The 24,973-nt window shown below is 60.4% G+C and carries 21 protein-coding genes and 1 tRNA gene; 5 read left to right on the top strand and 17 right to left on the bottom strand.

The features are described from left to right. Positions 1–71 precede the first annotated feature (71 nt). Positions 72–230 carry a YqaE/Pmp3 family membrane protein gene (locus EQV97_RS09585; protein WP_033050408.1) on the top strand — a complete coding sequence of 53 codons (159 nt, stop codon included), beginning with the start codon at positions 72–74 and terminating at the stop codon, positions 228–230. An 89-nt stretch (positions 231–319) separates the two neighbouring features. On the opposite strand, the gene EQV97_RS09580 is transcribed toward EQV97_RS09585, so the two are convergent. From EQV97_RS09580 to EQV97_RS09535, 10 genes are all read right to left on the bottom strand, one after another. Next, positions 320–2,149, bottom strand: coding sequence for a S9 family peptidase (locus EQV97_RS09580; RefSeq protein ID WP_240888869.1), 1,830 nt, complete (start codon positions 2,147–2,149; stop codon positions 320–322). Continuing rightward, complete coding sequence (gene pqqE / locus EQV97_RS09575) at positions 2,115–3,257, bottom strand: pyrroloquinoline quinone biosynthesis protein PqqE (protein ID WP_163019526.1); 1,143 nt, start codon at positions 3,255–3,257, stop codon at positions 2,115–2,117. Before pqqE ends, EQV97_RS09580 begins: the two co-directional genes overlap by 35 nt. A gap of 4 nt (positions 3,258–3,261) precedes the next feature. Next, positions 3,262–3,537: a pyrroloquinoline quinone biosynthesis peptide chaperone PqqD gene (gene pqqD, locus EQV97_RS09570; RefSeq protein ID WP_045059948.1), complete on the bottom strand. Its 276-nt coding sequence runs from the start codon at positions 3,535–3,537 to the stop codon at positions 3,262–3,264. Next, the gene (gene pqqC / locus EQV97_RS09565; RefSeq protein ID WP_240888868.1) at positions 3,534–4,286 is read right to left on the bottom strand and encodes a pyrroloquinoline-quinone synthase PqqC; all 753 of its coding nucleotides are present in this window, start codon (positions 4,284–4,286) and stop codon (positions 3,534–3,536) included. The genes pqqD and pqqC overlap by 4 nt, the downstream gene beginning before the upstream one ends. Before the next feature lie 138 nt (positions 4,287–4,424). Beyond that, positions 4,425–5,336: a pyrroloquinoline quinone biosynthesis protein PqqB gene (pqqB, locus tag EQV97_RS09560; RefSeq protein ID WP_122841245.1), complete on the bottom strand. Its 912-nt coding sequence runs from the start codon at positions 5,334–5,336 to the stop codon at positions 4,425–4,427. 76 nt (positions 5,337–5,412) lie between these two features. Beyond that, on the bottom strand, positions 5,413–5,487 hold the full coding sequence (pqqA, locus tag EQV97_RS09555) for a pyrroloquinoline quinone precursor peptide PqqA (protein WP_009045898.1): 75 nt from the start codon (positions 5,485–5,487) through the stop codon (positions 5,413–5,415). A gap of 156 nt (positions 5,488–5,643) precedes the next feature. Beyond that, on the bottom strand, positions 5,644–8,070 hold the full coding sequence (gene pqqF, locus EQV97_RS09550) for a pyrroloquinoline quinone biosynthesis protein PqqF (RefSeq protein ID WP_240888867.1): 2,427 nt from the start codon (positions 8,068–8,070) through the stop codon (positions 5,644–5,646). Positions 8,071–8,118: 48 nt separating this feature from the next. Next, positions 8,119–8,913 carry a carbon-nitrogen hydrolase family protein gene (locus EQV97_RS09545; protein WP_045059952.1) on the bottom strand — a complete coding sequence of 265 codons (795 nt, stop codon included), beginning with the start codon at positions 8,911–8,913 and terminating at the stop codon, positions 8,119–8,121. A gap of 11 nt (positions 8,914–8,924) precedes the next feature. After that, entirely contained in the window at positions 8,925–10,622 is a 1,698-nt protein-coding gene (locus tag EQV97_RS09540) for an NAD(P)/FAD-dependent oxidoreductase (RefSeq protein ID WP_122841247.1), read from the bottom strand. 215 nt (positions 10,623–10,837) lie between these two features. Then, the gene (locus EQV97_RS09535; RefSeq protein WP_122841248.1) at positions 10,838–11,299 is read right to left on the bottom strand and encodes an Lrp/AsnC family transcriptional regulator; all 462 of its coding nucleotides are present in this window, start codon (positions 11,297–11,299) and stop codon (positions 10,838–10,840) included. A 259-nt stretch (positions 11,300–11,558) separates the two neighbouring features. On the opposite strand from EQV97_RS09535, the gene EQV97_RS09530 reads away from it, so the two are divergent. Further along, positions 11,559–12,212, top strand: coding sequence for a peptidase M41 (locus tag EQV97_RS09530; protein WP_240889002.1), 654 nt, complete (start codon positions 11,559–11,561; stop codon positions 12,210–12,212). An 80-nt stretch (positions 12,213–12,292) separates the two neighbouring features. Here EQV97_RS09530 and EQV97_RS09525 read toward each other — a convergent pair. The 5 genes from EQV97_RS09525 to rpsU all read right to left on the bottom strand — a co-directional run bounded on the left by EQV97_RS09525 (position 12,293) and on the right by rpsU (position 20,844). After that, a tRNA-Ile gene (locus tag EQV97_RS09525) sits at positions 12,293–12,369 on the bottom strand. 15 nt (positions 12,370–12,384) lie between these two features. Then, positions 12,385–16,131, bottom strand: coding sequence for a bifunctional diguanylate cyclase/phosphodiesterase (locus tag EQV97_RS09520; protein ID WP_122841249.1), 3,747 nt, complete (start codon positions 16,129–16,131; stop codon positions 12,385–12,387). Between the two features lie 122 nt (positions 16,132–16,253). Next, on the bottom strand, positions 16,254–18,101 hold the full coding sequence (rpoD, locus tag EQV97_RS09515) for an RNA polymerase sigma factor RpoD (RefSeq protein WP_045059956.1): 1,848 nt from the start codon (positions 18,099–18,101) through the stop codon (positions 16,254–16,256). Positions 18,102–18,168: 67 nt separating this feature from the next. Then, on the bottom strand, positions 18,169–20,148 hold the full coding sequence (gene dnaG, locus EQV97_RS09510) for a DNA primase (RefSeq protein ID WP_122841250.1): 1,980 nt from the start codon (positions 20,146–20,148) through the stop codon (positions 18,169–18,171). 480 nt (positions 20,149–20,628) lie between these two features. Further along, positions 20,629–20,844 carry a 30S ribosomal protein S21 gene (gene rpsU / locus EQV97_RS09505; protein WP_002551877.1) on the bottom strand — a complete coding sequence of 72 codons (216 nt, stop codon included), beginning with the start codon at positions 20,842–20,844 and terminating at the stop codon, positions 20,629–20,631. 199 nt (positions 20,845–21,043) lie between these two features. Between rpsU and tsaD the strand changes: the two genes are divergently transcribed. Continuing rightward, the gene (gene tsaD / locus EQV97_RS09500) at positions 21,044–22,069 is read left to right on the top strand and encodes a tRNA (adenosine(37)-N6)-threonylcarbamoyltransferase complex transferase subunit TsaD (protein WP_045059958.1); all 1,026 of its coding nucleotides are present in this window, start codon (positions 21,044–21,046) and stop codon (positions 22,067–22,069) included. 33 nt (positions 22,070–22,102) lie between these two features. Here tsaD and plsY read toward each other — a convergent pair whose 3' ends face one another. After that, positions 22,103–22,672 carry a glycerol-3-phosphate 1-O-acyltransferase PlsY gene (gene plsY, locus EQV97_RS09495; RefSeq protein ID WP_045059959.1) on the bottom strand — a complete coding sequence of 190 codons (570 nt, stop codon included), beginning with the start codon at positions 22,670–22,672 and terminating at the stop codon, positions 22,103–22,105. Positions 22,673–22,746: 74 nt separating this feature from the next. Here plsY and folB point away from each other — a divergent pair, with 74 nt between their 5' ends. Continuing rightward, positions 22,747–23,103, top strand: a complete 357-nt coding sequence (folB, locus tag EQV97_RS09490) for a dihydroneopterin aldolase (RefSeq protein ID WP_045059960.1) — start codon at positions 22,747–22,749, stop codon at positions 23,101–23,103. Further along, entirely contained in the window at positions 23,094–23,612 is a 519-nt protein-coding gene (gene folK, locus EQV97_RS09485; protein WP_122841251.1) for a 2-amino-4-hydroxy-6-hydroxymethyldihydropteridine diphosphokinase, read from the top strand. The genes folB and folK overlap by 10 nt, the downstream gene beginning before the upstream one ends. An 85-nt stretch (positions 23,613–23,697) precedes the next feature. Here the strand turns inward: folK and EQV97_RS09480 are convergent, their stop codons facing one another. After that, the gene (locus tag EQV97_RS09480; RefSeq protein ID WP_240888866.1) at positions 23,698–24,927 is read right to left on the bottom strand and encodes a multifunctional CCA addition/repair protein; all 1,230 of its coding nucleotides are present in this window, start codon (positions 24,925–24,927) and stop codon (positions 23,698–23,700) included. Positions 24,928–24,973 lie beyond the last annotated feature (46 nt).

Below are 24,973 nucleotides of genomic sequence, written 5' to 3'. Positions count from 1 at the left end.
AACCCTGACGAACGGCGCGGGTCGATTAGGTGTGCGGCTCACCGGAGCCTACTTCAATCAGGAGCTGACCCATGGATATCATTCGAATCATCATCGCCATTCTGTTGCCGCCACTGGGTGTGTTCCTGCAGGTCGGTTTCGGCGGGGCATTCTGGCTGAACATTCTGCTGACGCTGTGCGGGTATATTCCAGGGATCGTGCATGCGGTTTATATCATCGCCAAGCGTTGAGATGTGTTGCGTCAGCTAGATTGCAATCGCCATCCAGCCAGCTCCTGCAGGTGTAGGAGCTAGCTGGCGGCGATGCTGGCACTGCGGTGTCAGCACATGTCCAGCCCCAGCACCCGCCGATAGAACAACCACTCCTGCTCCAGCGCGTGCGCCTGGTTGCTCGCCTTGCGAAAACCGTGGCGCTCGTCCGCGTAGTAATGCGCTTCCACCGCAATGCCGTTGTCCTGCAACGCCTTGACCATGTCACGGGTCTGCTGCGGTACCACCACGGCATCCAGTTCACCCTGGAAAAAAATCATCGGCACACCAATGTTGCCCGCATGCAGCAAAGGGGTTCGTGCGGCGTAGCGTTCGGCATCCTGCACCGGGTCGCCGATCAGCCAATCGAGGTAGTCACCTTCGAACTTGTGAGTGGCGCGGCCAAGGGCCACGGGGTCGCTCACGCCGTAAAGACTGGCGCCTGCGCGGAAGACGTGGTGAAAAGCCAGCGCACACAGGGTGGTGTAGCCACCGGCGCTGCCGCCGCGGATGAATGCCTGGTCACCGTCAATCAACCCGCTGTCGGCCAGATGGGAAACGACGGCACAGGCGTCTTCGACGTCCACTTCGCCCCAACTCAAGTGCAGCGCCTGACGATAGGCTCGGCCATAACCGCTGCTGCCACGATAATTCAGGTCGGCCACGGCGAAGCCGCGTTGCGTCCAGTACTGGATTCGCGGATCGAGCATCGGATAGCAGGCGGAAGTTGGGCCGCCGTGGATGAACACTACCAGCGGCGGCTTCGCCTCAGCGCTCATCGCCGGATAGAAGAAGCCATGGGCTTCACCCGATCCGCTGGGATAGCGCAGGGTTTGCGCAGTGCTGATCTGATCGGCAGGCAGTGGCGCGATGCCTCCGGCCAGCACGTTGAACTCGCCGGTGGCGCGATCGACGGCGATCACGGCTGATGGGCTGACCGGCGAAGCCGCGATGCAATAGATGAACTGCTCATCAAGGGCGAGATGCCGAAAGCGACTGTAGCCGCCCGTGAAATCTTTATCTTGATTGCCTGCCAGGCCCAGTTTGCCAAAACCTTCTTCGGTCCAGCTTGCCAGGTAGCTGTCGTCGGCCAGGGGCAGCCAGGTACAGCCACCGAGCTGCCACGGCGCGGGGGCGTGGTCGGCAGCGGCTGCGGGAAGCGGGCGCAGCCCGTCTTCGGCCTCGATCCAGGGCTGCCAGTAGCCGGCGCGATCGGTCAGGCAGGAGAGGCGACCACGGGTATCGAAGCGCGGTTGCTGGAGTGATTCGTCGTTGCGCTGACCGGCCACGCAGCGCGGGGTGTTGAAACCGCCATCACTGTCGCGCTCGGCGACCATCAATCGGGTAGCCGTCCAGGGTTGATGTGGTCGGCTCCATTCGATCCACGCCAGGCGCCGGGCATCTATGCTCAGGGTCGGCGCGGCGTAGAAGTCGGCACCTTCTGCCAGCAGGTGACGGCTGCCGTTGGCAATATCGATGGCGACCAGTCGATGGCAGTCCCGGTGCTCCTCGACGGCCAGGACCTGACCATCGGCGAATTGCAGGTCACCATAACGGCATTCACCTGAAGTCAGCCCGACCGGAGTTTCACCGGCCAGCGACTGTCGATACAGTTGCTGGTCAGCCTCGTTGACGAAAACAATCCCGTCATCGGTCAGGCAGAACGCGCCGCCGCCATATTCGTAGACACGACTGCGCACGCTGAACCCGGCAGGCGTCAGGCAGCGGGCCTGACTATTGCGCCAATGCCAGATGCGACACGCGCCATCCTCGGGACGGTACTCGTTCCAGAACAAACCCTGGGAGCCAAGCTGCAGCTCAGCAAAGTCGACACCGGCGGCGACGGCCCTGGCGGCGCTGAAAGGCTCAACTTTTGGCGATGAGGCGTGAGTTTCGTTCATTGCGAAAGGCCAGTTGTTCAATGGTCTGGGTCGCGTGCTCGGCTTCTTCGCGGGCCTTGAGAATCACGCCGTGGTGTTGCGACTTGCTGCAAACCGGGTCGGCATTGCTCGCGTCTCCGGTGAGCATGAAGGCCTGGCAGCGGCAGCCGCCGAAGTCCTTTTCTTTCTCGTCGCACGAGCGGCACGGTTCAGGCATCCAGTCGTAACCGCGAAAACGGTTGAAGCCGAACGAGTCGTACCAGATGTGCTGCATGCTGTGATCGCGCACGTTGGGGAACTGTACAGGCATTTGTCGCGCGCCGTGACAGGGCAGGGCGGTGCCGTCCGGGGTGACCGTCAGGAAGATACTGCCCCAGCCGTTCATGCAGGCTTTCGGACGTTCTTCGTAGTAGTCCGGCGTGACGAAGATCAGCTTGCACGGATGCCCTTCGGCCTCCAGTTTGGCCCGGTATTCGTTGGTGATGCGCTCGGCACGCACCAGTTGTTCCCTGGTTGGCAACAGGCCGACCCGATTGAGCTGCGCCCAGCCGTAGAACTGGCACGTCGCGAGCTCGACGAAATCGGCCTCGAGGGCGATGCACAGCTCGATGATGCGGTCGATCTTGTCGATGTTGTGCCGATGGGTCACGAAGTTCAGCACCATCGGGTAGCCATGGGCTTTCACTGCCCGGGCCATTTCCAGCTTCTGCGCGAAGGCCTTTTTCGAGCCGGCCAGCAAGTTGTTCACTTGCTCGTCGCTGGCCTGGAAACTGATCTGAATGTGGTCCAGGCCAGCCTTCTTGAAGTCGCTGATTTTCTGCTCGGTAAGCCCGATGCCTGAGGTAATCAGGTTGGTGTAGAAGCCCAGTTTGCGCGCTTCTGCGATCAGTTCGGCGAGGTCCTGGCGCACCAGGGGTTCACCGCCGGAAAAGCCCAGCTGAGCGGCGCCCATTTCCCGCGCCTCGCGAAATACCTTGATCCACTGCTCGGTGCTCAGCTCTTTGCCCTGCTCGGCGAAATCCAGGGGATTGGAGCAGTAGGGGCATTGCAGGGGGCAGCGATAGGTCAGCTCGGCCAGGAGCCAGAGAGGCAGGCCGATTTCAGGCTTGGGCGGTAACTTGTCCGACACGCTGTCAGGCAAGTTCGATCCAGTGCTGAGCACGGGCGACCTCCATGAATTGCTCAATGTCTTCACTGAGCTCGGGCACACCCGGGAACTGTGCGTCCAGCTCGGCGATGATCGTTGCCACGTCGCGCTCGCCGTCGATCAGGCCGCCAATCAGGGCGGCGCTGTCGTTGAGTTTGATCATGCCTTCGGGGTAAAGCAGCACGTGGCCTTTCTGCGCCGGTTCATATTGGAAACGGTAGCCCGGGCGCCAGGTGGGGGTTTTGCTGCGATCAAAACTCATAAGATGATTCCTTTATGCCAGACCCGTTGTGCGGTCACGCTGTGATATGGCGGGCGGTTCAGTTCGTAGGCCATGCTCATGGCATCGAGCATGCTCCAAAGAATGTCCAGTTTGAACTGGAGAATTTCCAGCATGCGCTCCTGGCCTTCCCGCGTCGTGTAGTGCTGCAGGGTAATGGTCAGCCCGTGCTCGACATCGCGCCGTGCCTGGCCCAGGCGGGTACGAAAATATTCGTAGCCGGCAGGGTCGATCCACGGGTAGTGCTGCGGCCAGCTGTCGAGGCGCGACTGGTGGATCTGCGGTGCGAACAGTTCAGTCAAGGAACTGCTGGCGGCCTCCTGCCAACTGGCCCGGCGGGCGAAATTGACGTAAGCGTCCACGGCGAAGCGCACGCCGGGCAGCACCAGTTCCTGGGAGCGCAGTTGGTCCGGATCGAGGCCAACGGCCTGGCCCAGGCGCAACCAGGCTTCGATCCCGCCGTCTTCACCGGGGGCGCCGTCGTGGTCGAGCAGGCGTTGTATCCACTCGCGGCGGATTTCGCGGTCCGGACAGTTGGCGAGGATCGCCGCATCTTTCAGGGGGATGTTCACCTGGTAGTAGAAGCGGTTGGCGACCCAGCCCTGAATTTGCTCGCGGCTGGCGCGACCTTCGTACATCGCCACGTGGTAGGGGTGGTAGATGTGGTAGTAGGCGCCCTTGGCGCGCAGGGCGGCTTCGAATTCGGTGGGGGACATCGGGGTGTCGGGCATTTCGGTTCTCCGGGGCATCACCGTAGAGTTGTAGCGTCTGTACCGGCCTCATCGCCAGCAGGCTGGCTCCCACAGGGGAATGCGATCAACTGTGGGAGCCAGCCTGCTGGCGATAGACCGCGCAGCGGTCTCGATTTCTTACAGCACAATACTCATGCCGTCATAGGCCACTTCAACCTTGCGCCGAACCAGCTCCGCACGCTGCGGCGAATCTTCATCGAGAATCGGGTTGGTGTTGTTGATGTGGATAAGCACCTTGCGCTGATCAGGCAGCTGTTCCAGCACTTCGAGCATGCCCCCCGGGCCGTTTTGCGCCAGATGGCCCATTTCCCGACCGGTGCGAGTACCAACGCCGCGACGCTGCATCTCGTCGTCATCCCACATCGTGCCATCGACCAGCACGCAGTCGCTGGAGGCCATGATCTCCAGCAACGGCGCATCCACCTTGCCCAGGCCTGGCGCATAGAACAGCTTGCCGCCGGTATTCAGATCTTCGACGATCAGGCCGATGTTGTCACCCGGATGCGGGTCGAAGCGGTGCGGCGAGTAAGGCGGTGCCGCACTGCGCAAAGGCAGCGGAGTGAAGCGCAGGTTCGGGCTGGAGGGAATACTGAAGCTGCGGTCGAGCTCGATGCGGTTCCAGCTCAACCCTCCGTTCCAGTGGGTCAGCATGGTGAACAACGGAAATCCTGTGCTCAGGTCCTCATGAACCATGTCCGTGCACCACACCTGGTGCGGGCAACCTTCGCGCAGGCTGAGCAGGCCGGTCGTGTGGTCGATCTGGCTGTCCATCAGGATGATCGCGCTGATGCCCGTATCGCGCAGTGCACGGCCCGGTTGCATCGGGGCGAAGCTCTGGAGCTGGGCGCGTATGTCCGGCGAGGCATTGCACAGCACCCAATTGACGCCGTCATCGGATATCGCGATGGACGACTGGGTACGCGCGGTGGCCTTCAGGCTGCCGTCGCGAAAGCCTGCGCAGTTCGCGCAGTTGCAGTTCCACTGGGGGAAACCACCGCCAGCGGCGGAACCTAGAATCTGGACAAACATGGCCGCTCCAACATTTCAAATCCGAAAAATAAAAACGCCCCGGTGAACCGAGGCGCTGAACCGCGAGAACAACTTATTAGCGGCTGGCGAAGTACATGGTGACTTCAAAGCCGATACGCAGGTCGGTGTAAGCAGGCTTGGACCAGGACATGGGAGTGCTCCTTCAGGTGGTTGGGACGGTTGAGATCTATACATATAGTCCACCTCCAGCTGGAGATGTTCAGATAGTTAGGTGGCTATGTTACTCAAAATTACAGAACTCTTGCCCGTGAAACTTTGAGAAAGCTCTTTGCAGCCTCGGTAATGATCATTTTGCCACTTGCCAGGGCAGGCCGGGAGACACAGCGCTGGCCAGGCAGCGCCACCCGCCGGTGGCCTCATCAAGACGGCGGGCTGCATCTAGCAGGGCCTGTAAGTCTGTAGTTAAAAGTGCCCGTTGCAACTGCACCAGATAATCCGACGAGTGGCCGCCCAGTTTGCCCTGCCACAGTAGTTCGCTGGCTTGGGACTGCTCCAGTGCAGTGATGTCGAACTGAGCCGCCAAGGCCTGGCGCTGGGTGTCGATGGCTGCCTCGTCGATGCCCTCAAGCATCGCCGGCAGGTCGCTGATGAAGGTCTCGATGTGCTTGAGCAGCTCATGCGCAACGACGCTCGGCGATTGCACCCCGAAGACGATGCCCACCTGGCCATGCAGCTGCCGCAGCGCACTGAACACCGCATAACCCAGCTGCTGTTCCACGCGAAGCCGCTGGTAGAAGGGCGTCTGGCACAGGTGCGCGAGCAGGCGCCAGGCTGCCTCGTCAGCGATCTGCCGGGTAGCGACCGGACAGAACAGCAGCAGAGCGTGTTCACTGGAGGCTGTATCGATCGTTGTCCACAGGTGCTGGGTATTGATCGAAGCGGGTGCGGTCAATTGGGTGTCCGCCATGCCTGGCACGCGACTCAAGGGCAGGCCCATTGCCGCCTGGGTCTGGCTGGAAAGACCGGTGGCCAGCCCGTCCCAGCGCGCTCCCGCCCAGAGGTGCTGCAAATCTGCAGATTCCTCGACTGGCTCCAGGCATTGCTCGGGCAACGCCTCGAGCAACTGTCGAATAGGCATCAGCGCCAGGCGCTTGGGCAGTTCCCGTGGAACATCGGTCTCGGCCTTTGTCAGTTCTTTCAGCGCATGCTCGAGGATGATCGGCATGGGGTCCTGCAGGCCGGTCATTTTCAGGCGCCATTGATTGCCGCAGGCACTGAAGGAGCAATCCACACCCGCCTGGCGCGCGTCTTCACGCAAGGTCAGAAGACGCTGCTCCAGGTTTGCCTGAAGCTCAGGCCGAGGGCTGGCTGGCAGCCGCCAGCGCAGATGGATCGCGCCTTCATCCGTATTGTCCGGCAACGCCTGGCTGAACTGCATGGGCGATTGTTCGCGGCGACTGCGCAAGCGATCCTGGGCAAAGGTACGCAGGCCGCGATGCTTGCTGGTCTGCCCACGAATCAGTCCGGCGCTGGGCGCTGCAGTTTCTGTGTGCAGGAACGGGTTGGGAGGTGGCAGTTGCCATGGGCCGCTGAACTTATCCACAGCGCCGATTTGAGCGAGGATTTGCTCAAGCGCGAGCGCTTCGTGGTCGCTTGTCCCGGCCTGTTCGCTGTCCAGTTGCGCCAGGCGCAGGGCGCTGCTGATTCGCTGCTGGCGTTGCAGCAGGGCGCTGAATTCGTCGCGCCATTGCGGCTGATGCTGCTGGGCGGCAAAAAAGCCCAGCCAGTCCTGCAGTTTCTCGCGAAGCACGAGCACCTGGTGCGGTTGAGTGGTCGTGAAGCCCAGGTGCAGCAACGCTTGTCCGGCGAATTGATACAGCGGCCTGGCGGTCAATTGTTCCGCCAGCCCAGCCTTGCGCAACTCTGCGAGGAACCCTGCGGGTTTGACCGCGTTTAACCAGTGACACAGGAACGCCAGCGCTTCGCGGGACGAACCAGGCAGTGCCTCGAACGCGAACAGCAGATCTGCACGCCCGTCACCGGCCAGTCGATAACTGTTGCTTGCCGATTGCATCAGGGCGGCAGGAGCTGTTTGCGGGACTTTTTCACCTTTGGCAACAGGTTGGGCGAACACCTCGGCCAACGCCTTCAAATCCTCGAGACTTTGCGGCCCCGCCAGGCTCAATGTCATTTGCCCGGCTTGGTAGAAATGCTGATGGAAGTCCTGCAGGGCGCGCTGAAACTCGGGCCGCTCGACCGCCAGGCTGTCGCGATTGCCCGCATGGAATCCCCGCAACGGGTGAGTGGCCGACAGTCCTTCGAACAGCGCATGTTGTTGTTGCGCCGTCGCGTCCTGGGACCAGGCGACATATTCCGCGTGCAGCACTTCGCGTTCGCGCAACTGTTCGTCCAGGTTCATACGCGGGTGAGCGAGCATGTCCGACAGGCGCTCCAGCCCACCGCTGAAAAGTGCTGGCGGCAGTTCGACGAAAAAATCGGTGGTACGTTCGTTGGTGCGCGCATTGACCTGGCCGCCATGCCCTTGCACGTAGGCCATCAAGCCCTGGCCTGCGGGAAAACGCTCGGTGCCCAGAAAAAGCAGGTGTTCGAGAAAATGCGCGAGCCCAGGCCACGCCAGTGACACGTCGTGACTGCCCGCATTCACCCGCAGCACTGCGGCGCAGCGCTTGAGATGCGGCGCGTGGCGCAGCGTCACCCGCAGGCCGTTGGCAAGGGTTTCAGTGTGGGGGCGGGAGGGATTCGACGCAGGCATGAGCACTTCCAGTACAGAGAAGCGCTAATGCTAGCGGATAACGGTGGATCAGCGCTTGTTCAGGTCGCCATAAAGCTCGGGACGACGATCGATCAGGTATCGATTGGCCGCCCGGGATTGGAGCATCAACTGGCGATCCAGCTCGCCGACGATCAAGGCTTCATCCAGACCGGCCTGGGCCACGCGGCTACCATCCGGCGCAGCAATGCTGCTCTGGCCGCAGTAATGGATGTCGCCTTCTGCCCCGCAGTAATTGGCATAGGCCACGTAGCACTGGTTCTCGTAGGCCCGTGAGCGGACCGTGACGTCGGCGATGAAGTCGTAAGGAATCATGTTCGCCGTCGGTACCAGGATCAACTCGGCACCTGCCAGGGCCAGGCGGCGAGCATTTTCCGGGAACTCCAGGTCGTAGCAGATCAGAAAGCCGAGCTTCCAGCCGTTGAGCTCCACCACCGGGAAGTCGTTGCCGCCGGCATTGAACATCGAGTGATCGAGGTCGCCGAACAGGTGCGTCTTGCGGTAGTTGCACAGGCGCTCGCCGTGGGCATCGATCAATTGCACCGAGTTGTAGATCTGCCCGTCCTCGGTGCGCTCGGGATAGCCATACAGGATGGCAATGCCGGCGGTTTTAGCGATGCGCGCGATTTGCTGCGCCGATTCACCATTGTGCACTTCGGCCAGTACGCTGACGGCATCAATGCCAATGTTGTAGCCGGTCAGGAACATCTCCGGCAGTACCAGCAAATCTGCACCCTTGGCCTCCAGTGCCAGTTGATGCAGACGCTGCAGGTTGCCGGCGACATCCAGTGGCAGTGGCGGGCATTGGTATAGAGCTACGCGCATTTGAACTCCTTTTACTCGGGCAGGGCGATCGGACCGATCTCGTTGAACACATCTCCTGGACCCGGGTTCTCGGCGTGAGTTTCACCGCCGAAGTGTTTCATGATGCCCCACACCGCATTGAGCGAGGTCTGCACTGCCCCTTCGACCCACGCCGGCGTCCACGACACGTCATCACCGGCGATGAAGATTCCGCGCTGCTCAGGGGGCATGTCGTCCTGCATGAAATGGGCATACATGCGCTGGTTGTAGCGGTAGTGACCGGGCAGGGCGCCTTTGAATGCGCCGAGGAAATGCGGGTCGGCTTCCCAGGACACGGTAATCGGGTCGCCAATGATGCGCGCGGCAATGTCGACTTTCGGGTAGATCTTCTTCAGGGAGTCCAGCGCCAGCTTCACGCGCTTCTCCACCGGGTGCGGGAGCATCTTCAGGGCATCGCTCATCCATGAGTACGAGAGGCAAATCACCCCAGGCTTGTCGACGCCATTTTCATACTGGCCGTTGTCGAACAGGTAGGTGCCGCGGGTCAGTCGATCGGTGAGCGTCATGCTCATCAGGTCGCGACCGGTCTGCGGGTCCTTGTCCTTCCAGAATGGCCGGTCGACCATCACAAAGGTTTTCGAGGATTGCATGTAGCGGGTGCGGTCCAGGGCCATCCACATTTTCTGCGAGAACAGGCTTTCGTCGCACTCGATCTGGGTGGTCAGCAGCCAGCTCTGGCAGGTGGTCAGCACCGCTGCGTACTCGCGGGAGTCGCCATAATTGTCGGTGACGGTGAAACGCCCGTTCGGCGCGTGGGCAATCTTTTTCACCCCCGAACGCGGAGCGCCGCTGTGCAGTGAGCTGAGGCTGGTGCCCTGGGGCCAGTGCACGCAGCGTTCCGGCACATGGCGCCAGATGCCCAGCGGTACCTGTTCCACGCCGCCCACCACCAGGTGCTGGTGGTCGTCGCAGTTGGTCATGACCACGCGGAAGATTTCCAGCATCGAGTTGGGGAAGTCCGAATCCCAGCCGCCTGTCCCGAAGCCGACCTGGCCAAACACTTCCCGGTGGTGGAACGACAGTTTGGCGAACGCCTTGGAAGTGGCGACGAAGTCGTAGAAGGTGCGGTCATCCCACAGTGGCACCAGGGTATTCCACAGCTCCTTGAGGCGCGGTACGTCGCGGTCGCGGATGGCTTGCTGGATATCGGAAAACTGCGAGCCGGCTTCCAGCGCATCCGCCCAGGCGTCAGCCACTTCCTGGAACAGTGCAGGAAGGTCCGCGAGTTTCTGCGCGTAATGGGTTTTGCCTTCCAGATCGATCACCGTGCTGCCTGACGCCGGGGTCAGCGGGTTCGGGAACGGTTTGGTCTGCAGGCCGAGCTTGTCGACATAGTGGTAGAACGCCGTGGACGACACGGGAAAACGCATGCCGCCCAGCTCGGCGACGATGCCGTCAGCGCCGTTGAACGCCTGGGAGCGCAAACGCCCGCCCATTTTCGAGGCTTCATAGACAACGGGCTTGAGGCCCAGCTTCATCAGCTCATAGGCCGCCACCAGGCCGGCGATGCCCGCACCGACGATCGCTACCTCAGCACCGTGATTGTGTTCAGGAATGCTGCCCAGGCCGGCCGGATGTTCGATCCAGTCGTCAAAGGCAAACGGGAAATCCGGGCCAAAGATGGTGACTGGTTTCTTACCGTCTGCAGGATGGCGATTGTTCTTGTTCATGGCTGACCTTGCTGGCGACCCGACGCGGAATGCGCATCTGAGTATAGGAAAAGATGCAGCCATTCTAGAGAGCGCTGAATACGTTAATAAGACGCAATGTGTCGTCGTTTTGATAGTTTATAGATCACTATGACGACCTAAAGCTTCATATCGACCATCTGTGGGAGCAAGGCTTGCCCGCGATGAGGCCAGCAGGATCGCCGCACTTCTAAAACTCATACCGGCTGCCCGCGATCAATCTTGCTGCTCAAAATGATTGAAGTCGTGGTTTTCTCCACCCCATCCACACTGCCGATCTGATCCAGCAACTGATCCAGCTGCTCCGGCGAATCCGTCCGCAACCAGGCCACATAATCAAATTCACCACTGACCGCACACAGTTGCTGGACCTGCGCCATCGCACTGAGACGGCGCAGCACTTCCTTGCCTGAACGCGGTTGCACGGTGATCCCCACATACGCCTGAAGTCCGCCGTCAACCACACGCTGGCCCAGACGCACGCCATAGCCGGTGATGACCTTGGCCTTCTCCAGCCGTGCCAGCCTTGAAGTCACTGTAGTGCGGGCAATGCCCAGTTGCCTGGCGAGCATGGCCACGCTTTCGCGGGCGTTGATCTGCAGCGCGGCGATCAATTGGCGGTCGATTTCGTCAAGGACAGGCGGGCGAATGTCGGACAAGGGGCGTCTCCAGCGGCATGGATCATTGGGGCTGCATGTTACAGGCCCGCCACACATCGCGGATGTTTCATCCAGGCTCAACACTGTCCCGGTGAAGACGGTGCAGCACACCGGCCCGCTGGTCATTCGCATGCACCTGCCGATCCGGCTCGGCGTGCCCACTTTGGGCGCCTCCCTGGCCACCCAATCCGGCCTGCTGGATGGACAGCTGCTGTCGCTCGTAGTCGAATGCACTGTCCATGGATGCGAGGCGATAAAAATGACCAGCAAGTTGCCCCCGGTCATCCGGGAACGCGCACTGCAGATTGCGCATCACGAAATGGGGCACTACGTGGTGGCCCGAGCGTTGGGGTTTGCAACAGGTGGAGTGACCTTGTCCGTGACCATGGACTTGCGCCACCAAGGCGGTGCTTCGATCACCCTGTCGCGCCCGATTGCCTCCATGGAGGCGATGAAAACGCATCTGGAGGCCAGGCTGATGGTCCTTCTGGCTGGGGCCATGGGGCAGACCTTGTCTTCAACTCATTCGATTGCCAGGCGGGTCGACAAGGCGCAAGCCGTAAGCATTCTCAAGGGCGCGCAGGGCGCTGAGCAGGACTACGCAAAAGTCAAAGAGCTTCAGCATCTGCTGCGCAATATCGCCTGCCCTGATACCCATCCAGTGTCATCCGACCAGGTAGCGGCGCAGCTCAAGGTGATAACAGACGACTTGTGGGTCCGGACTCAGAAAATCGTAGAAGAACGGGCCGAAACGATTTCCGGGTTAGCAAGCGTGTTGGTGGATGGCATGGCTATCGTGGAGCAGTGGGGCCGCCCGGGGGATACGTATGAGGTGGTGTTGCCTGCGGCGACGCTGGAGCGGTTGGGGGTGGTGCGGGGTATTCCATTGGTTCTGGCCGCACCACCACACTGAAGTGTGCGGTGAGGTTCTGACTGGAATCAAGCCTGGAAGAGAAAAACGCAAAAGCCGCGCAAAGCGCGGCTTTTTTTGTTTGGTGGGCCCACACGGACTTGAACCGTGGACCAAAGGATTATGAGTCCTCTGCTCTAACCAACTGAGCTATAGGCCCTCAGTAGGTCGCGGATTATAACGATGGTTTCTCGGCTGTGCTATCCGAAAAGCTTGAAACTGTTGTACGAAGAAATGTCGCGGCGAATTCGTCGGGTGGCAGGGGCAGGCTGACGATGTAACCCTGGATCTGGTCGCAGCCTTCGGCAGCGAGGAATTGTTGCTGGGCCTGGGTCTCGACGCCTTCGGCGATCACGGTGAATTGCATGCTGCGGCCCAGGGCGATGATTGCGCGAACGATGGCCACGTCGTGCGGGTCGTCCGGCAGGCCGCGGACGAAAGACTGGTCGATTTTGAGGATGTCCAGCGGGAGCCGCTTGAGGTAGCTCAGGGATGAATAGCCTGTACCGAAGTCATCGATTGCTAGTTGCACGCCCAGGTTTTTGAGCTGGTGCAGCACTGCCAGCGCTTCTTCCGCCTGGCTCATGATGAAGTTTTCGGTAATTTCCAGTTGCAGTAGATCCGGTCTGAGGCGGTTGTCCTTGAGCAGTTGTTCGATGCGCCCGAGCAGGTTGGGCTGGCGCAGCTGGGCGCCTGCCAGGTTTACCGACAGCGGGCCCATGCTTTGGTAGAGCTGATTCCACTCGAACATCTGGCGGCAGGCGGTTTCCAGTACCCAGTCGCCGATTTGCAGGATCATGCCGTTTTCTTCGGCCAGGGCAATGAAGTTCTCTGGTGGCACATCACCGAAAGTCGGGTGGTGCCAGCGGATCAGTGCTTCGGCGCCGACCAGGCGATGGTCGTCGAGGCTGATCTTCGGCTGGTAGTGCAGGTGTAGTTCATTGCGCTCGATGGCGCGGCGCAACTCGTGTTCCAGCGCTACCCGCTCACTGGCCTGGGCGGTCAGGTCGCGGGTGTAGCTTTCGACGCGGTTGCGGCCCTTGGCCTTGGAGCGGTACATCGCGGCGTCGGCATTCTTGACCAGCGTGGCCACGTCACTGCCGTCACGGGGATAGAGGCTGGTGCCAATGCTGGCGCTGATGAAGAACTCATGTTCACCGGCCTGGAACGGCGCCGAGAAGCAATTGAGCAACTTGTTGGCGATGTAGTCGGCATCGCTGGGTTGTTGAAGGCCTGGAAGCAAAATGATGAATTCATCGCCGCCGAGTCGTGCCACGGTGTCGATGTCCCGCAGCTGCTCTTTGAGGCGCACGGCAATGCCCTTGAGCAGCAGGTCGCCGACCGGATGGCCGAGGCTGTCGTTGATGTGTTTAAAGCGGTCCAGGTCGAGGAACAGTACTGCGCCCTGGCCGCCGTTTTCCTGCTGGTTGTTCAGCGCAGTCAGCAGCCGGCTTTCGAACAATGTGCGGTTTGGCAGGCCGGTCAGTGGGTCGTGGTGCGCCTGGTAGTCGAGCTTGGCCTGGGCGTGCTTGAGGCTGGAAATGTCAGCGAACACGGCAACAAAATGGGTAATGAATCGATCGCGGTTGCGCACTGCACTGATGGTCAGCCAGCTGGGGTACAGCTCTCCATTTTTACGGCGGTTGGAAATCTCCCCTTGCCAATGGCCTTCGGCGGTCAGTTGATGCCACATGGCGGCATAAAACGCGCTGTCATGCAGACCTGATGCGAGCAGGCGAGGGGTGTGACCCAGTGCTTCGCTTTCGCTGTAACCGGTGATTTCGGTGAACGCGCGATTAACCGCGCTGATGTGCTGCTGGGTGTCGGTGATCAACACGCCCTCGGCGGTGCTCTCGAACACGGTAGCGGCCTGTTGCAGCTTCTCCTGCATCAGGTGGCGTTCGGTAATGTCCCGGGCGATGGTCAACATGCAATCTTCATTGCCGATCGGCAGCGGCCGGCTGGACACTTCGCAAAGGCGAATCTGCCCATCGCTGCGGCGGATGTGGCAACTGAAGTCGCGAACAAAACCATCGCGGTTGAGCAGGTCGAGCATCTGCTTGCGCTCGTTGAGGTTGACCCAGATGCCCAGTTCCAGGGAGGAGCGATCGACCGACATCGCACTGTTGAAGCCGGTGATGCGGCTGAAGCCATCGTTGACCTCCATCAACAGGCCATCGCTTTGGCGCGACAGCAACAAGCCGTCCGGGGAAGCGTGGAATGCCTTGGCGAATTTCTCCTCGGAGATTTGCAGCTGCTGTTGGGTCTCCTTGAGCTGGCTGATGTCACGAACGACAACGACCAGCGCCGGGGTGGCATCCAGGTCGAAGGGTTCGGCGGAGATCAGGCCGGTGAACACTTGGCCGTTGTTGCGGCGAAAGGGCATCTCGAGATTGCGGATGCTGCCTGCCTGCAAGCGCTGCAGCAGGCCCGGCCCGACGCCGGGGATGCCCCAGATGTTCAGGTCAGTGGCGGTTTGGCCGATGACTTCCTCGGCGCTGAGGCCGATCTGCTCCTCAAACGCTTCGTTGACCTCCAGCAGGCAGCCATCGGACAACCGCGCAATCACCAGAATGTCAGGGCACTGCTGGAAGACCGAGGCGAACTTCTGCTCGGACAGGCGTAGCGCTTCTTCGGTGCGTTTGGCGTCGCTGATGTCGATCATCAGGCCGCGCAGCACCGGCTCGTGCCCATGCTCGATCAGGCTGACGATGTCGCGTACCCACAGGCAGCGACCGTCGGCGGTGATCACGCGGTAATCGACCGTGTGATCACGCCCGGCCAGGACTTCGTGGTCGCAGAAGGTTTGGGCTCGGGTCAGGTCTGCAGGGTGAATGATGTTGCGCCAGAACCCCGGGATCAGCCAGTGTGAGAGCGGGTAGCCGAGCAGTTCTTCGGCATGCGGCGACACGTAGCTGTAGGTGAAGTCGCTGATCCGCGCTTCCCAGGCAATGGCCGAAAGGCTCTCGACCAGGCCGCGGTAGTGATACTCGCTGCTGCGCAATTCCTGTTCGAGATCGACCCGGCGGGAAATTTCCGAGCTCAGTCGGCGATTGATCCTGATGACGACCGCCAGCACGGTGATCAGCAGCAATAATCCCGGCAGGCCGTAAACCAGCAGGTCGGACCAGAATGTACGGTGGTCCAGCACATTGCCGACCCAATGCTCCTGAATGGCGCTGATTTCAGCCGGGCTCATGTCCGCCAGGACCTTGTCCAGGATGCCAACCAGTATTTTGTTGTCCTTGGGCACGGCCATGGCCAGTTGATAGCGGTAGGGCGTCTCGCCGCTCACATACAGGCCGTCGAGCTTCAATTGGCGCAGGCTCCAGACGCTGGAGGCGAGATCGCCGACCACGGCGTCCACTTCATCCGTCGCCAGCGCTTGCAGCGCCGAGCTGACGTTGGGCATGGCCACCAGGTTCAGGTCGGGATGATGGGTGCGCAGCAGTTCATGGGGGGCGTAGTTGTCCACCACGGCGATTTTCAGCCCGTACAAGTCCGCGATTTTGCGCGGCTGGGCGCCCCCCACGTGGGCGAGGATGACGATCGGAAAGTCCAGGTAAGGGCGCGTGAAGGATAAATAAGATTGGCGTTCCGGGGTCGACATGATGCCCGGCAGCAGATCCAGCTTGCCTTGCCTGACCTGCTCCAGGACCACCGTCCAGCTGACGGGCTCGACCGGTTTGAGGTCGACCGACAGGCGTTGCCGAATCACGTCGATATAGTCTGCGGCAAGACCCTGGTAGCGGCCCTGGTCGTCCCGAAACTCGAAAGGTGGCCAGGACGCATCGACACCCAGGCGCAGGTGCGGATGGGCGTCCAGCCAGCTACGTTCTTCGTCGGTTAGAGTCAGAGCGCCAGCCGTTGTGGTCCAGGTGATCAGCGACAGTAAAAAAAGCACGGTCGGCAGTCTGGGCATAACGCTCTCGTTATGGCTCGGGGGAATGTTTCGAGTGTAGACGGGCAATTCGGCGGGAGGGAAGTGCGGGGGATTTAATCTGCATAAAGCAAAACCCCCGGCCTGGGCCGGGGGTTTTGTGATCACTCGTCGAGGAAGGAGCGCAGATGCTCGCTTCTCGTCGGGTGGCGCAGCTTGCGCAGCGCCTTGGCTTCGATCTGACGAATCCGTTCACGGGTTACGTCGAACTGCTTACCAACCTCCTCGAGGGTGTGGTCGGTATTCATGTCGATACCGAAGCGCATGCGCAGTACCTTGGCTTCACGGGCAGTGAGGCCGGATAGTACTTCGCGAGTCGCTTCTTTAAGGCTCTCAACAGTAGCTACATCGATTGGCGACTGCATGGTCGAGTCTTCGATGAAGTCACCCAGGTGGGAGTCTTCGTCATCACCGATCGGGGTTTCCATGGAGATCGGCTCTTTAGCGATCTTCAATACCTTGCGGATCTTGTCCTCAGGCATTTCCATGCGTTCGCCCAGCTCTTCCGGGGTCGGTTCGCGACCCATTTCCTGCAACATCTGCCGGGAAATACGGTTGAGCTTGTTGATCGTCTCGATCATGTGCACCGGAATACGGATGGTGCGGGCCTGGTCGGCGATCGAGCGAGTGATCGCCTGACGGATCCACCAGGTGGCATAAGTCGAGAATTTGTAGCCGCGACGGTATTCGAACTTGTCCACCGCCTTCATCAAGCCGATGTTGCCTTCCTGGATCAGATCAAGGAATTGCAGGCCACGGTTGGTGTACTTCTTGGCGATGGAGATCACCAGACGCAAGTTCGCTTCAACCATCTCTTTCTTCGCGCGGCGGGCCTTGGCCTCACCGATCGACATGCGACGGTTGATGTCCTTGATTTCGGCAATCGTCAAACCGGTTTCGGTTTGCAGCGCGATCAGCTTCTGCTGGCAACGAATGATGTCCGGCTGCAGGCGACCAATGGCTTCAGCGTATTTGCTTTTGCCTTTGGCCAGTGCATCGGTCCAGCTTTCGTCAACTTCATTGCCTGGGAACTGGCGCAGGAAGTCGGCACGCGGCATGCGGGCATCACGAACGCACAGTTGCATGATCGCCCGCTCTTGCTGACGCAGACGATCCAGGGCACTGCGAACACGCTCGACCAGGCCTTCGAATTGCTTCGGCACCAGTTTGATCGGCATGAACAGCTCAGCCAGAAGCACCAGCTCGGCAATCGCCAGCTTGTTGCCACGACCGTGCTTTTTCAGGGCCTTGCGGGTGACTTCCATCTGGTCGGAGACAGCGCCAAAACGCTGTGCTGCGATGACCGGATCCGGACCGCTTTCGGCTTCTTCTTCGTCGTCAGTTGCTTCGGCGTCGTCGTCATCGGTGTCGTCATCCGCTTTCACGGCTTTCGGATCGACTGGCGGCGGCACTTCTGCAGCAGGCGGCGCAATACCGTCGTCCGGGTCGATATAACCGCTCAGGACGTCGGACAGGCGGCCACCTTCGGTGGTGACGCGAGTGTACTCGGAGAGAATATGGTCAACCGTGCCAGGGAAGTGCGCGATTGCGCCCATCACTTCGCGGATGCCCTCTTCAATACGCTTGGCGATTTCAATTTCGCCTTCACGAGTGAGGAGCTCTACCGTACCCATTTCACGCATGTACATGCGCACTGGGTCGGTGGTGCGACCAATGTCGGTCTCGACCGCTGCCAACGCTGCTGCTGCCTCTTCGGCCGCAGCTTCGTCGGTATCGGCGTCGGCCAGCATAAGGGAATCCTTATCTGGCGCAACCTCGAATACGTTGATCCCCATGTCGTTGATCATGCGGATGATGTCTTCCACCTGTTCCGGATCTGAAATATCCTCCGGCAGGTGGTCGTTGACCTCCGCGTAAGTCAGGTAGCCCTGCTCACGACCAAGTGTGATCAACTCTTTGATACGAGACTGCTGTTGCGCTTTTCCGGACATAACACCCTATCCACTGAAGGTCTTGGCGGGCAAAAAACAAGCCGAGGATTATACCTGAGCTATGACCTCACGCGCCAGTTGAGGTCGGGTTTGATACAGCCACATTACGTTTTAATAGGTCGCGCATCTGATTTGCGATCTGATTTGCTTCCTCGGCAGTCAATCCTGGCTGCCTTGCTTTCCTGATCAGAACTTCCAGGCTGTCTGTGTGTTGACCTGCTGATAACCTAGTAATGGTGTCTAAAAACTGTTGTTCAAGGTTGTCGCCGTCAATCAGCCACTCCTTTTCCGCCAAAGCCTTGAGCAGGCGACCCTGTTCGGTGCCGTGCCAGCGGGCCATCAACTGGATAGAGTTTAGCTTAGGATTTTTCTGCACCGCCTCGATAAGGGCGACCAGCAGTTGTGCGTAGGTATTGCTTTCATTGGCGAAATGGTCGGCGGTTTCCACCTTGCCGGCCAGCTGCGGATGATGAATCAGCGTGCGCAGTGCAATCAGTGTAGGGGCTTCGACAGCGATCGGCGTGCGTGGTGCGCTCTGCTGATCGCGATCACCGCCACGCTTGCCGTTCTTGTCCCAGGGCTTCTTGTCCCACTTCTTGCCGCCGGCGCCGGGTTTCTTCGGCGTCCACTCCTGCTGCGGCGTGTACATGTCGGGTGATTGCGGCTGATGGTAGTCGCTGTAGTCGGGCATGGCGTCATAGTCGATGCCTGGATCGTAGGCCGGCGGCGCATCTTGTGGAGCGCTTTGCACCAGCTGGCTGACGGCTTCGCCAGTCAGTCCGGTGATTTCACTCAGGCGCTGGCGCATCAGGATGCGCAGGTTGGCGCCGGGCACCTTGTCGATCAGCGGTGCGGCCAGCGTGGCCATGTGGGCCTTGCCTTCGAGCGAGCGCGGGTCCGATTCTTCAGTCAACTGCTGGAAAAAATAGTCGGCCAGCGGTTGTGCGTGCTGGTTGATCCTTGCGCGGAAGGCATCGGTGCCCTCCGAGCGGACCAAGGTATCCGGGTCCTCGCCTTCGGGCAGGAACAGGAACCGCGCACGCCGCCCGTCCTGCAGGCACGGCAGCGTCGCTTCGAGCGCGCGCCAGGCGGCATTGCGGCCGGCCTGATCGCCGTCAAAGCAGAACAGCACGTTGGGCACGACGCGAAACAGTCGCTTCAAGTGTTCTTCGCTGGTGGCTGTGCCCAGCGTTGCCACGGCGTTGCGCAGGCCTTGCTGCGCCAGGGCGATGACGTCCATGTAGCCTTCAACCACGATGATTTCATCGAGATTGCGGTTGTTCTTGCGTGCTTCGTAGAGGCCGTAGAGTTCCTGGCCTTTGTGAAACACCGGGGTTTCCGGCGAGTTCAGGTATTTGGGCTTGTCGTCGCCCAGCACCCTGCCGCCAAAGGCAATAATGCGGCCACGGCTGTCGCGGATCGGGAACATTACGCGATCGCGGAAGCGGTCATAGCGTTTGCCGGTTTCGGCGTTCTCGATCAGCAGGCCGGCATCGACCATGGCTTTCTGCTGCAAGGTGTCGCTGCTCAAATGCTTGAACAGGTTGTCCCAGCCAGGCGGAGCGAAACCAAGGCCAAAGTCCCGGGCTATTTCGCCGGTCAGGCCGCGCCCCTTCAGGTAATCCACGGCGGCCTTGCGCGACGGATGGCTCTTGAGCGCCTGACGATAAAATTCGGCGGCGGCAGTCAGCAGGGGATATAGCGGGGAGTCGGTGGGCTGTCGCGGTTTGTGCGGCCGGCCACTTTCTTCCCTGGGGATTTCCATGCCTGCGGCTTTGGCGAGCTCTTCGACGGCCTGGACGAAATCCAGGTTGTCGTGGTCCATCATGAAGCCGAGGGCGTTACCGCCAGCACCGCAGCCGAAGCAATAGTAGAATTGCTTGTCGGGGCTGACACTGAAAGACGGGGTTTTTTCTTTGTGGAACGGGCAGCAGGCAGTGTAGTTCTTGCCGGCTTTTTTCATTTGCAGGCGCGAGCTCACCACATCGACGATGTCGGTGCGGTTCAGAAGGTCGTCAATGAAGCTCTGGGGAATTAGCCCGGCCATGGCGTTCTCGTCGTCTGCGCTGAATGGATCCAAAACCTGCGGCGAGCGAGCGCGGACCGTTGCTTGAGGCGCGTGTTAAGGCGGCTCGAACCTGTCGTTTGCGTAATCGCCGTAGGGAAGTGTATCTGTCGAAAATCAACTGACGTTAGTACCCATCAGTATTCGATCATTTGAAAATATTGCGCTGAAATCCGCTACCGCCAGTCGGTGGCCTCGGATAGCTCATAAGCTGGCACGCAAGAGGGTGCCTTGGGCTGATCGTCGTGAGAGGAATCAGTGGGTGTGCTCGTCAGTAGCCTTGGAAGGCTCGTCAGAAAAGACGTGCACCGCTGGCAAAAGAGCCAGGTCTGACGCTGTGAAGCGGATTTTGTCTAGGTCGCGTCTGCGGCTTTGACGGTGAAGCATCAAGCGTTTTCCGCAAATGCCATAAGCCCGGCTGAGGGCCGGGCTTGGCAGAAGCTTGCTACGAACGTCTGTGTATTAGTACAGACGAACGGCGCGGCGCTGTTCGCGCTGTACTTTCTTGGCGTGACGCTTAACAGCGGCTGCTGCTTTACGTTTACGCTCAGAAGTAGGCTTCTCGTAGAATTCGCGGCTACGAACTTCAGCCAGTACACCGGCTTTTTCGCAGGAGCGCTTGAAACGACGCAGAGCTACGTCGAAGGGTTCGTTCTCTTTTACTTTGACGGCTGGCATCCAGAGCTACCTTCATTCATTACCGGGGTCAACATCCTCGTGGCAAAAGAGCACTTGAAGACGTCGGTTTTTAAGGGTTGCGGATGTTAACCCCTCATCGCTCGGAATGCAAAGCCTCTGATCGAAAACCGCTGGTCGGGGCATCGCGTGGCGACTATTATGCGCGCCTTCGAATTCAGCCTAAACAAGGCGCAAACCCATGCTAGTACTGGGATTAGAGACTTCTTGCGACGAAACAGGTGTCGCATTATACGACAGTGAGCGCGGTCTGCTCGCCGACGCGCTGTTCAGCCAGATAGACCTGCATCGCGCCTATGGCGGTGTGGTCCCGGAGCTGGCCTCGCGTGACCACGTCAAGCGCATGCTGCCCTTGATTCGCCAGGTGCTGGCCGAGGCCGACTGCGTGCCTACCGAGATCGATGCGATCGCCTACACCGCAGGTCCCGGGCTTGTCGGCGCGTTGCTGGTGGGGGCGTCTTGTGCCCAGGCGCTGGCCTTTGCCTGGGGTATTCCGGCGCTCGGCGTACATCACATGGAAGGTCACTTGCTGGCGCCCATGCTGGAGTCGCAACCGCCGCAATTCCCGTTCGTCGCTTTGTTGGTGTCGGGCGGTCATACGCAGCTGGTCCAGGTCGACGGGATCGGCCAATACACCCTCTTGGGCGAGACCCTCGACGATGCTGCCGGTGAAGCTTTCGACAAGACCGCGAAGATGATGGGGCTCAATTATCCGGGTGGCCCTGAAATTTCGCGTCTGGCCGAGCAGGGCGTCGCCGGACGTTTCACCTTTCCGCGGCCAATGTGCGACCGCCCGGGCCTGGCCTTCAGCTTCAGCGGCTTGAAAACCTTCGCGTTGAACACCTGGCAGCAGTGCGTGAGCGCCGGGGACGACGGTGATCAAGCCCGTTGCGACATCTCGCTGGCGTTCCAGCAAGCCGTGGTGGAGACTTTGACCATCAAGTGCAAGCGGGCCCTGAAACAGGCCGGCATGAAGCGCCTGGTGATCGCTGGGGGTGTCAGCGCCAACAAGGCACTGCGCACCTCGCTGGAAAAAATGCTCGGCGAAATGCAAGGCGATGTGTTTTATGCGCGTCCGGAATTCTGCACTGACAACGGTGCGATGATCGCGTTTGCCGGTTGTCAGCGTTTGCAGGCTGGCCAGCATGAAAGCCTGGCGATCAGTGTGCAGGCCCGCTGGCCGATGGAACAGTTGTCGGCGCTTTGAGCCGCCTGCGATGCACGGCGCTCAACGGCTGGATTAGAAATGCCGTTCGCGCCCGGCAAACAGGTCGCGTAGATTGCCACGGTGACGCCAGACGATCAGGCCGGTAAGCGCGCTCATCGGTAGCAGGGCAGCGGGCTCTTGCCACGCCAGCAGTGGCAGGGTCAGAGGGGTGGCAATCAACGCGGCCAGCGAGCTGGTGCGGGTCAGGTAGAACGTCAGCAGCCAGGCGCAAACGGCCAGTAATGCCGCTGGGGGGTAAAGCCCCAGCAGCATCCCGGCAGCGGTGGCGACACCCTTGCCGCCGCGAAACCGGAAGTACAACGGGAACAGATGGCCGATCACGGCGCAGACGCCGATCCAGGCTTGCTCCTGCAGTGAAAGGCCGGCGACGCCCGCGATGAGCACGGGCACCAGGCCTTTGCAGAGGTCTCCGATCAAGGTCAGGACCGCCAGTTTCTTGCCGGCCAGACGCAACATGTTGGTGGCGCCGGCATTGCCCGAGCCACTCATTCGCGGATCGGGGTTGCCGGTCAGGCGGCTGAGCAAGATGGCAAAGGACAGCGAGCCGAGCAGGTAGGCGAGAGTCGCCAGTAACCAAAACATGCTAACTATTCCGGGCGAGGACGCCCTGATTCTAACGGCGCATTGCGCCCTTGTCGTGCAGCGGAGAAAAGTGCTTGGACAGAGTGTTTATCGAGGGCCTGGAAGTCGACACCGTCATTGGTGCCTACGACTGGGAGCGAGGCATCCGGCAGTGCTTGCGCCTGGATCTGAGTTTTGCCTGGGATAACCGCCCGGCTGCTGCGGGAGACGACCTGACCCTGGCACTCGATTACGCCAGCGTTTCAGCGCGCATCCAGGCTTTTGCCGAGCAGGCGCAGTACCAACTGGTCGAGACTTTTGCCGAGCGTCTTGTGGAAGTCCTGATGAGCGAATTCGAGATCACCTGGGTGCGGCTCAAACTGACCAAGCCAGGTGCTGTCCCGGCGGCGACCGGGGGTGTGGGTGTGGAGATCGAGCGCGGATGTCGCTGACCCAGGTTTATCTCGGGCTCGGTAGCAATATCGAGCGCGAAGCCCATCTGCAGGCGGGCCTGGAAGCCCTTGCGGGTTTTCTGGTGGATATACGCTGCTCGGCGGTATTCGAAAGCCAGCCGGTGGGCATCAAGAGCGGGCCGTTTTTCAATTTCGTGGTATCGGCCTGGACTGATCTGCCGTTAATCGAGCTGGACCGTCGGCTCAAGTTCATCGAGGCGGATAATGGTCGTTATGCTCCAGATCGACGAGGTTTGCCCCTGGATATCGACGTGTTGCTGTTCGGTGAGCTGGTGGGCAACTTCGATGGCCTGGTGCTGCCGAGGGCAGAAATCCTTAAAAATGCCTTTGTATTGTGGCCGTTGTCGCTGATTGCCCCGGACCGGGTACATCCGGGTGTAGGCAAAAGCTTTGCGACCTTGTGGAGTGAAGCTCAGATTGATCAGGTATTGGCCCCGGTGGCGTTTGAGTGGCGCGGAGAGCAACTGACGCCTTCAGATTTGTTGTGACAGTTATGGCGCCATCGCGGGCAAGCCCGCTCCCACAGGTACGCTGCAATTCCTGTGGGAGCGGGCTTGCCCGCGATGACGTCAATCAGATCGACGCAGTCTCTTTGTAAGCCTTCAAAGCCTTGAGCCGCTCACGCTTGATCGCTTCTCCCAGCTCAGGCCCTTTGAATCCCTGCTCCAGCAGCGGCTGAACCGCCACACCGCGGGCTGCCGCTGCCGCCCCGCGCAGGTAGTCCGCCTGCGGATAACTTCGCTGCTCCAGCCCCTTGCGCCCGCGCGCATCCATCTCGCACGCCGCAATAAACTCCTCGAACCGCTGTGGCCGGCGGTACACATCGAAACTCTGCAACAGCTCCAGCAAGGTCGAGGGCTTCAGCTCCAGCGCGCGGTGGCCATGGGTATGGTATTGGCCCACCAGCAACGCCAGTTCCTGACAGTCCTTCGGTGCCTTGAAGCGTTCGTTGACCGCCTTGATCAGCTTCAGCCCCGTGTGCTCGTGGGCGATATGACGCGGCCATTCTTCCGTGGGGGTCAGCCCTTTGCCCAGATCGTGCAGCAGGCAGGCCCAGCGCACGGCCAGGGGGAGCTTGTGCAGGGCACACTGCTGCAACACGCTCAAGGTATGCACCCCGGTGTCGATTTCCGGGTGATGGGCTTCCGGTTGCGGTACCCCGAACAGGGCGTCGACTTCAGGCATCAACACCTTGAGCGCGCCACATTCGCGCAACACCTCGATAAATATTTGCGGCTGGTCTTCCATCAGTGCCCTGGAGATTTCCTTCCAGCTGCGCTCAGCCGTCAACGCCTGCAACTCACCGGAATCCGCGAGCTGGCGCATCAATTCCAGCGTTTGCGGAGCCACCGTAAACCCGAGCCCGGCGTAGCGAGCTGCAAAGCGGGCAACGCGCAGTACCCTGAGCGGATCTTCGGCGAACGCAGGTGAAACATGGCGCAGAAGGCGGTCTTCCAGGTCCTGCTGGCCGTGGTAGGGGTCGGTCAGATTCTGCTGATCGTCCTCGGCCATGGCGTTGATCGTCAGGTCGCGGCGGATCAGGTCTTCTTCGAGGGTGACTTCAGGGCTGGCATGGAAGGTGAAGCCACCGTAGCCGCGCCCGCTTTTGCGCTCGGTGCGGGCGAGGGCATATTCTTCGCCGCTTTTGGGATGCAGGAACACCGGAAAGTCTGCGCCCACGGGCCGGAAACCCTTGGCGAGCATTTCTTCGGTGGTGGCGCCTACCACTACCCAATCGATATCGGTGACCGGAATACCCAGCAGGCGATCGCGCACTGCACCGCCGACTTTATAAATCTGCATAAAAAACCTCCGTTAGCTCGACAGAATAACCTTTGCGTCGAACCAC

Origin of the sequence: Pseudomonas sp. TMW22090, from assembly GCF_022496665.1 — a bacterium.
In the GTDB taxonomy this organism is placed as follows: domain Bacteria; phylum Pseudomonadota; class Gammaproteobacteria; order Pseudomonadales; family Pseudomonadaceae; genus Aquipseudomonas; species Aquipseudomonas gregormendelii.
The sequence above is the reverse complement of the archived record's forward strand: the minus strand, read 5'-3'. Positions and strand labels throughout refer to the sequence as shown.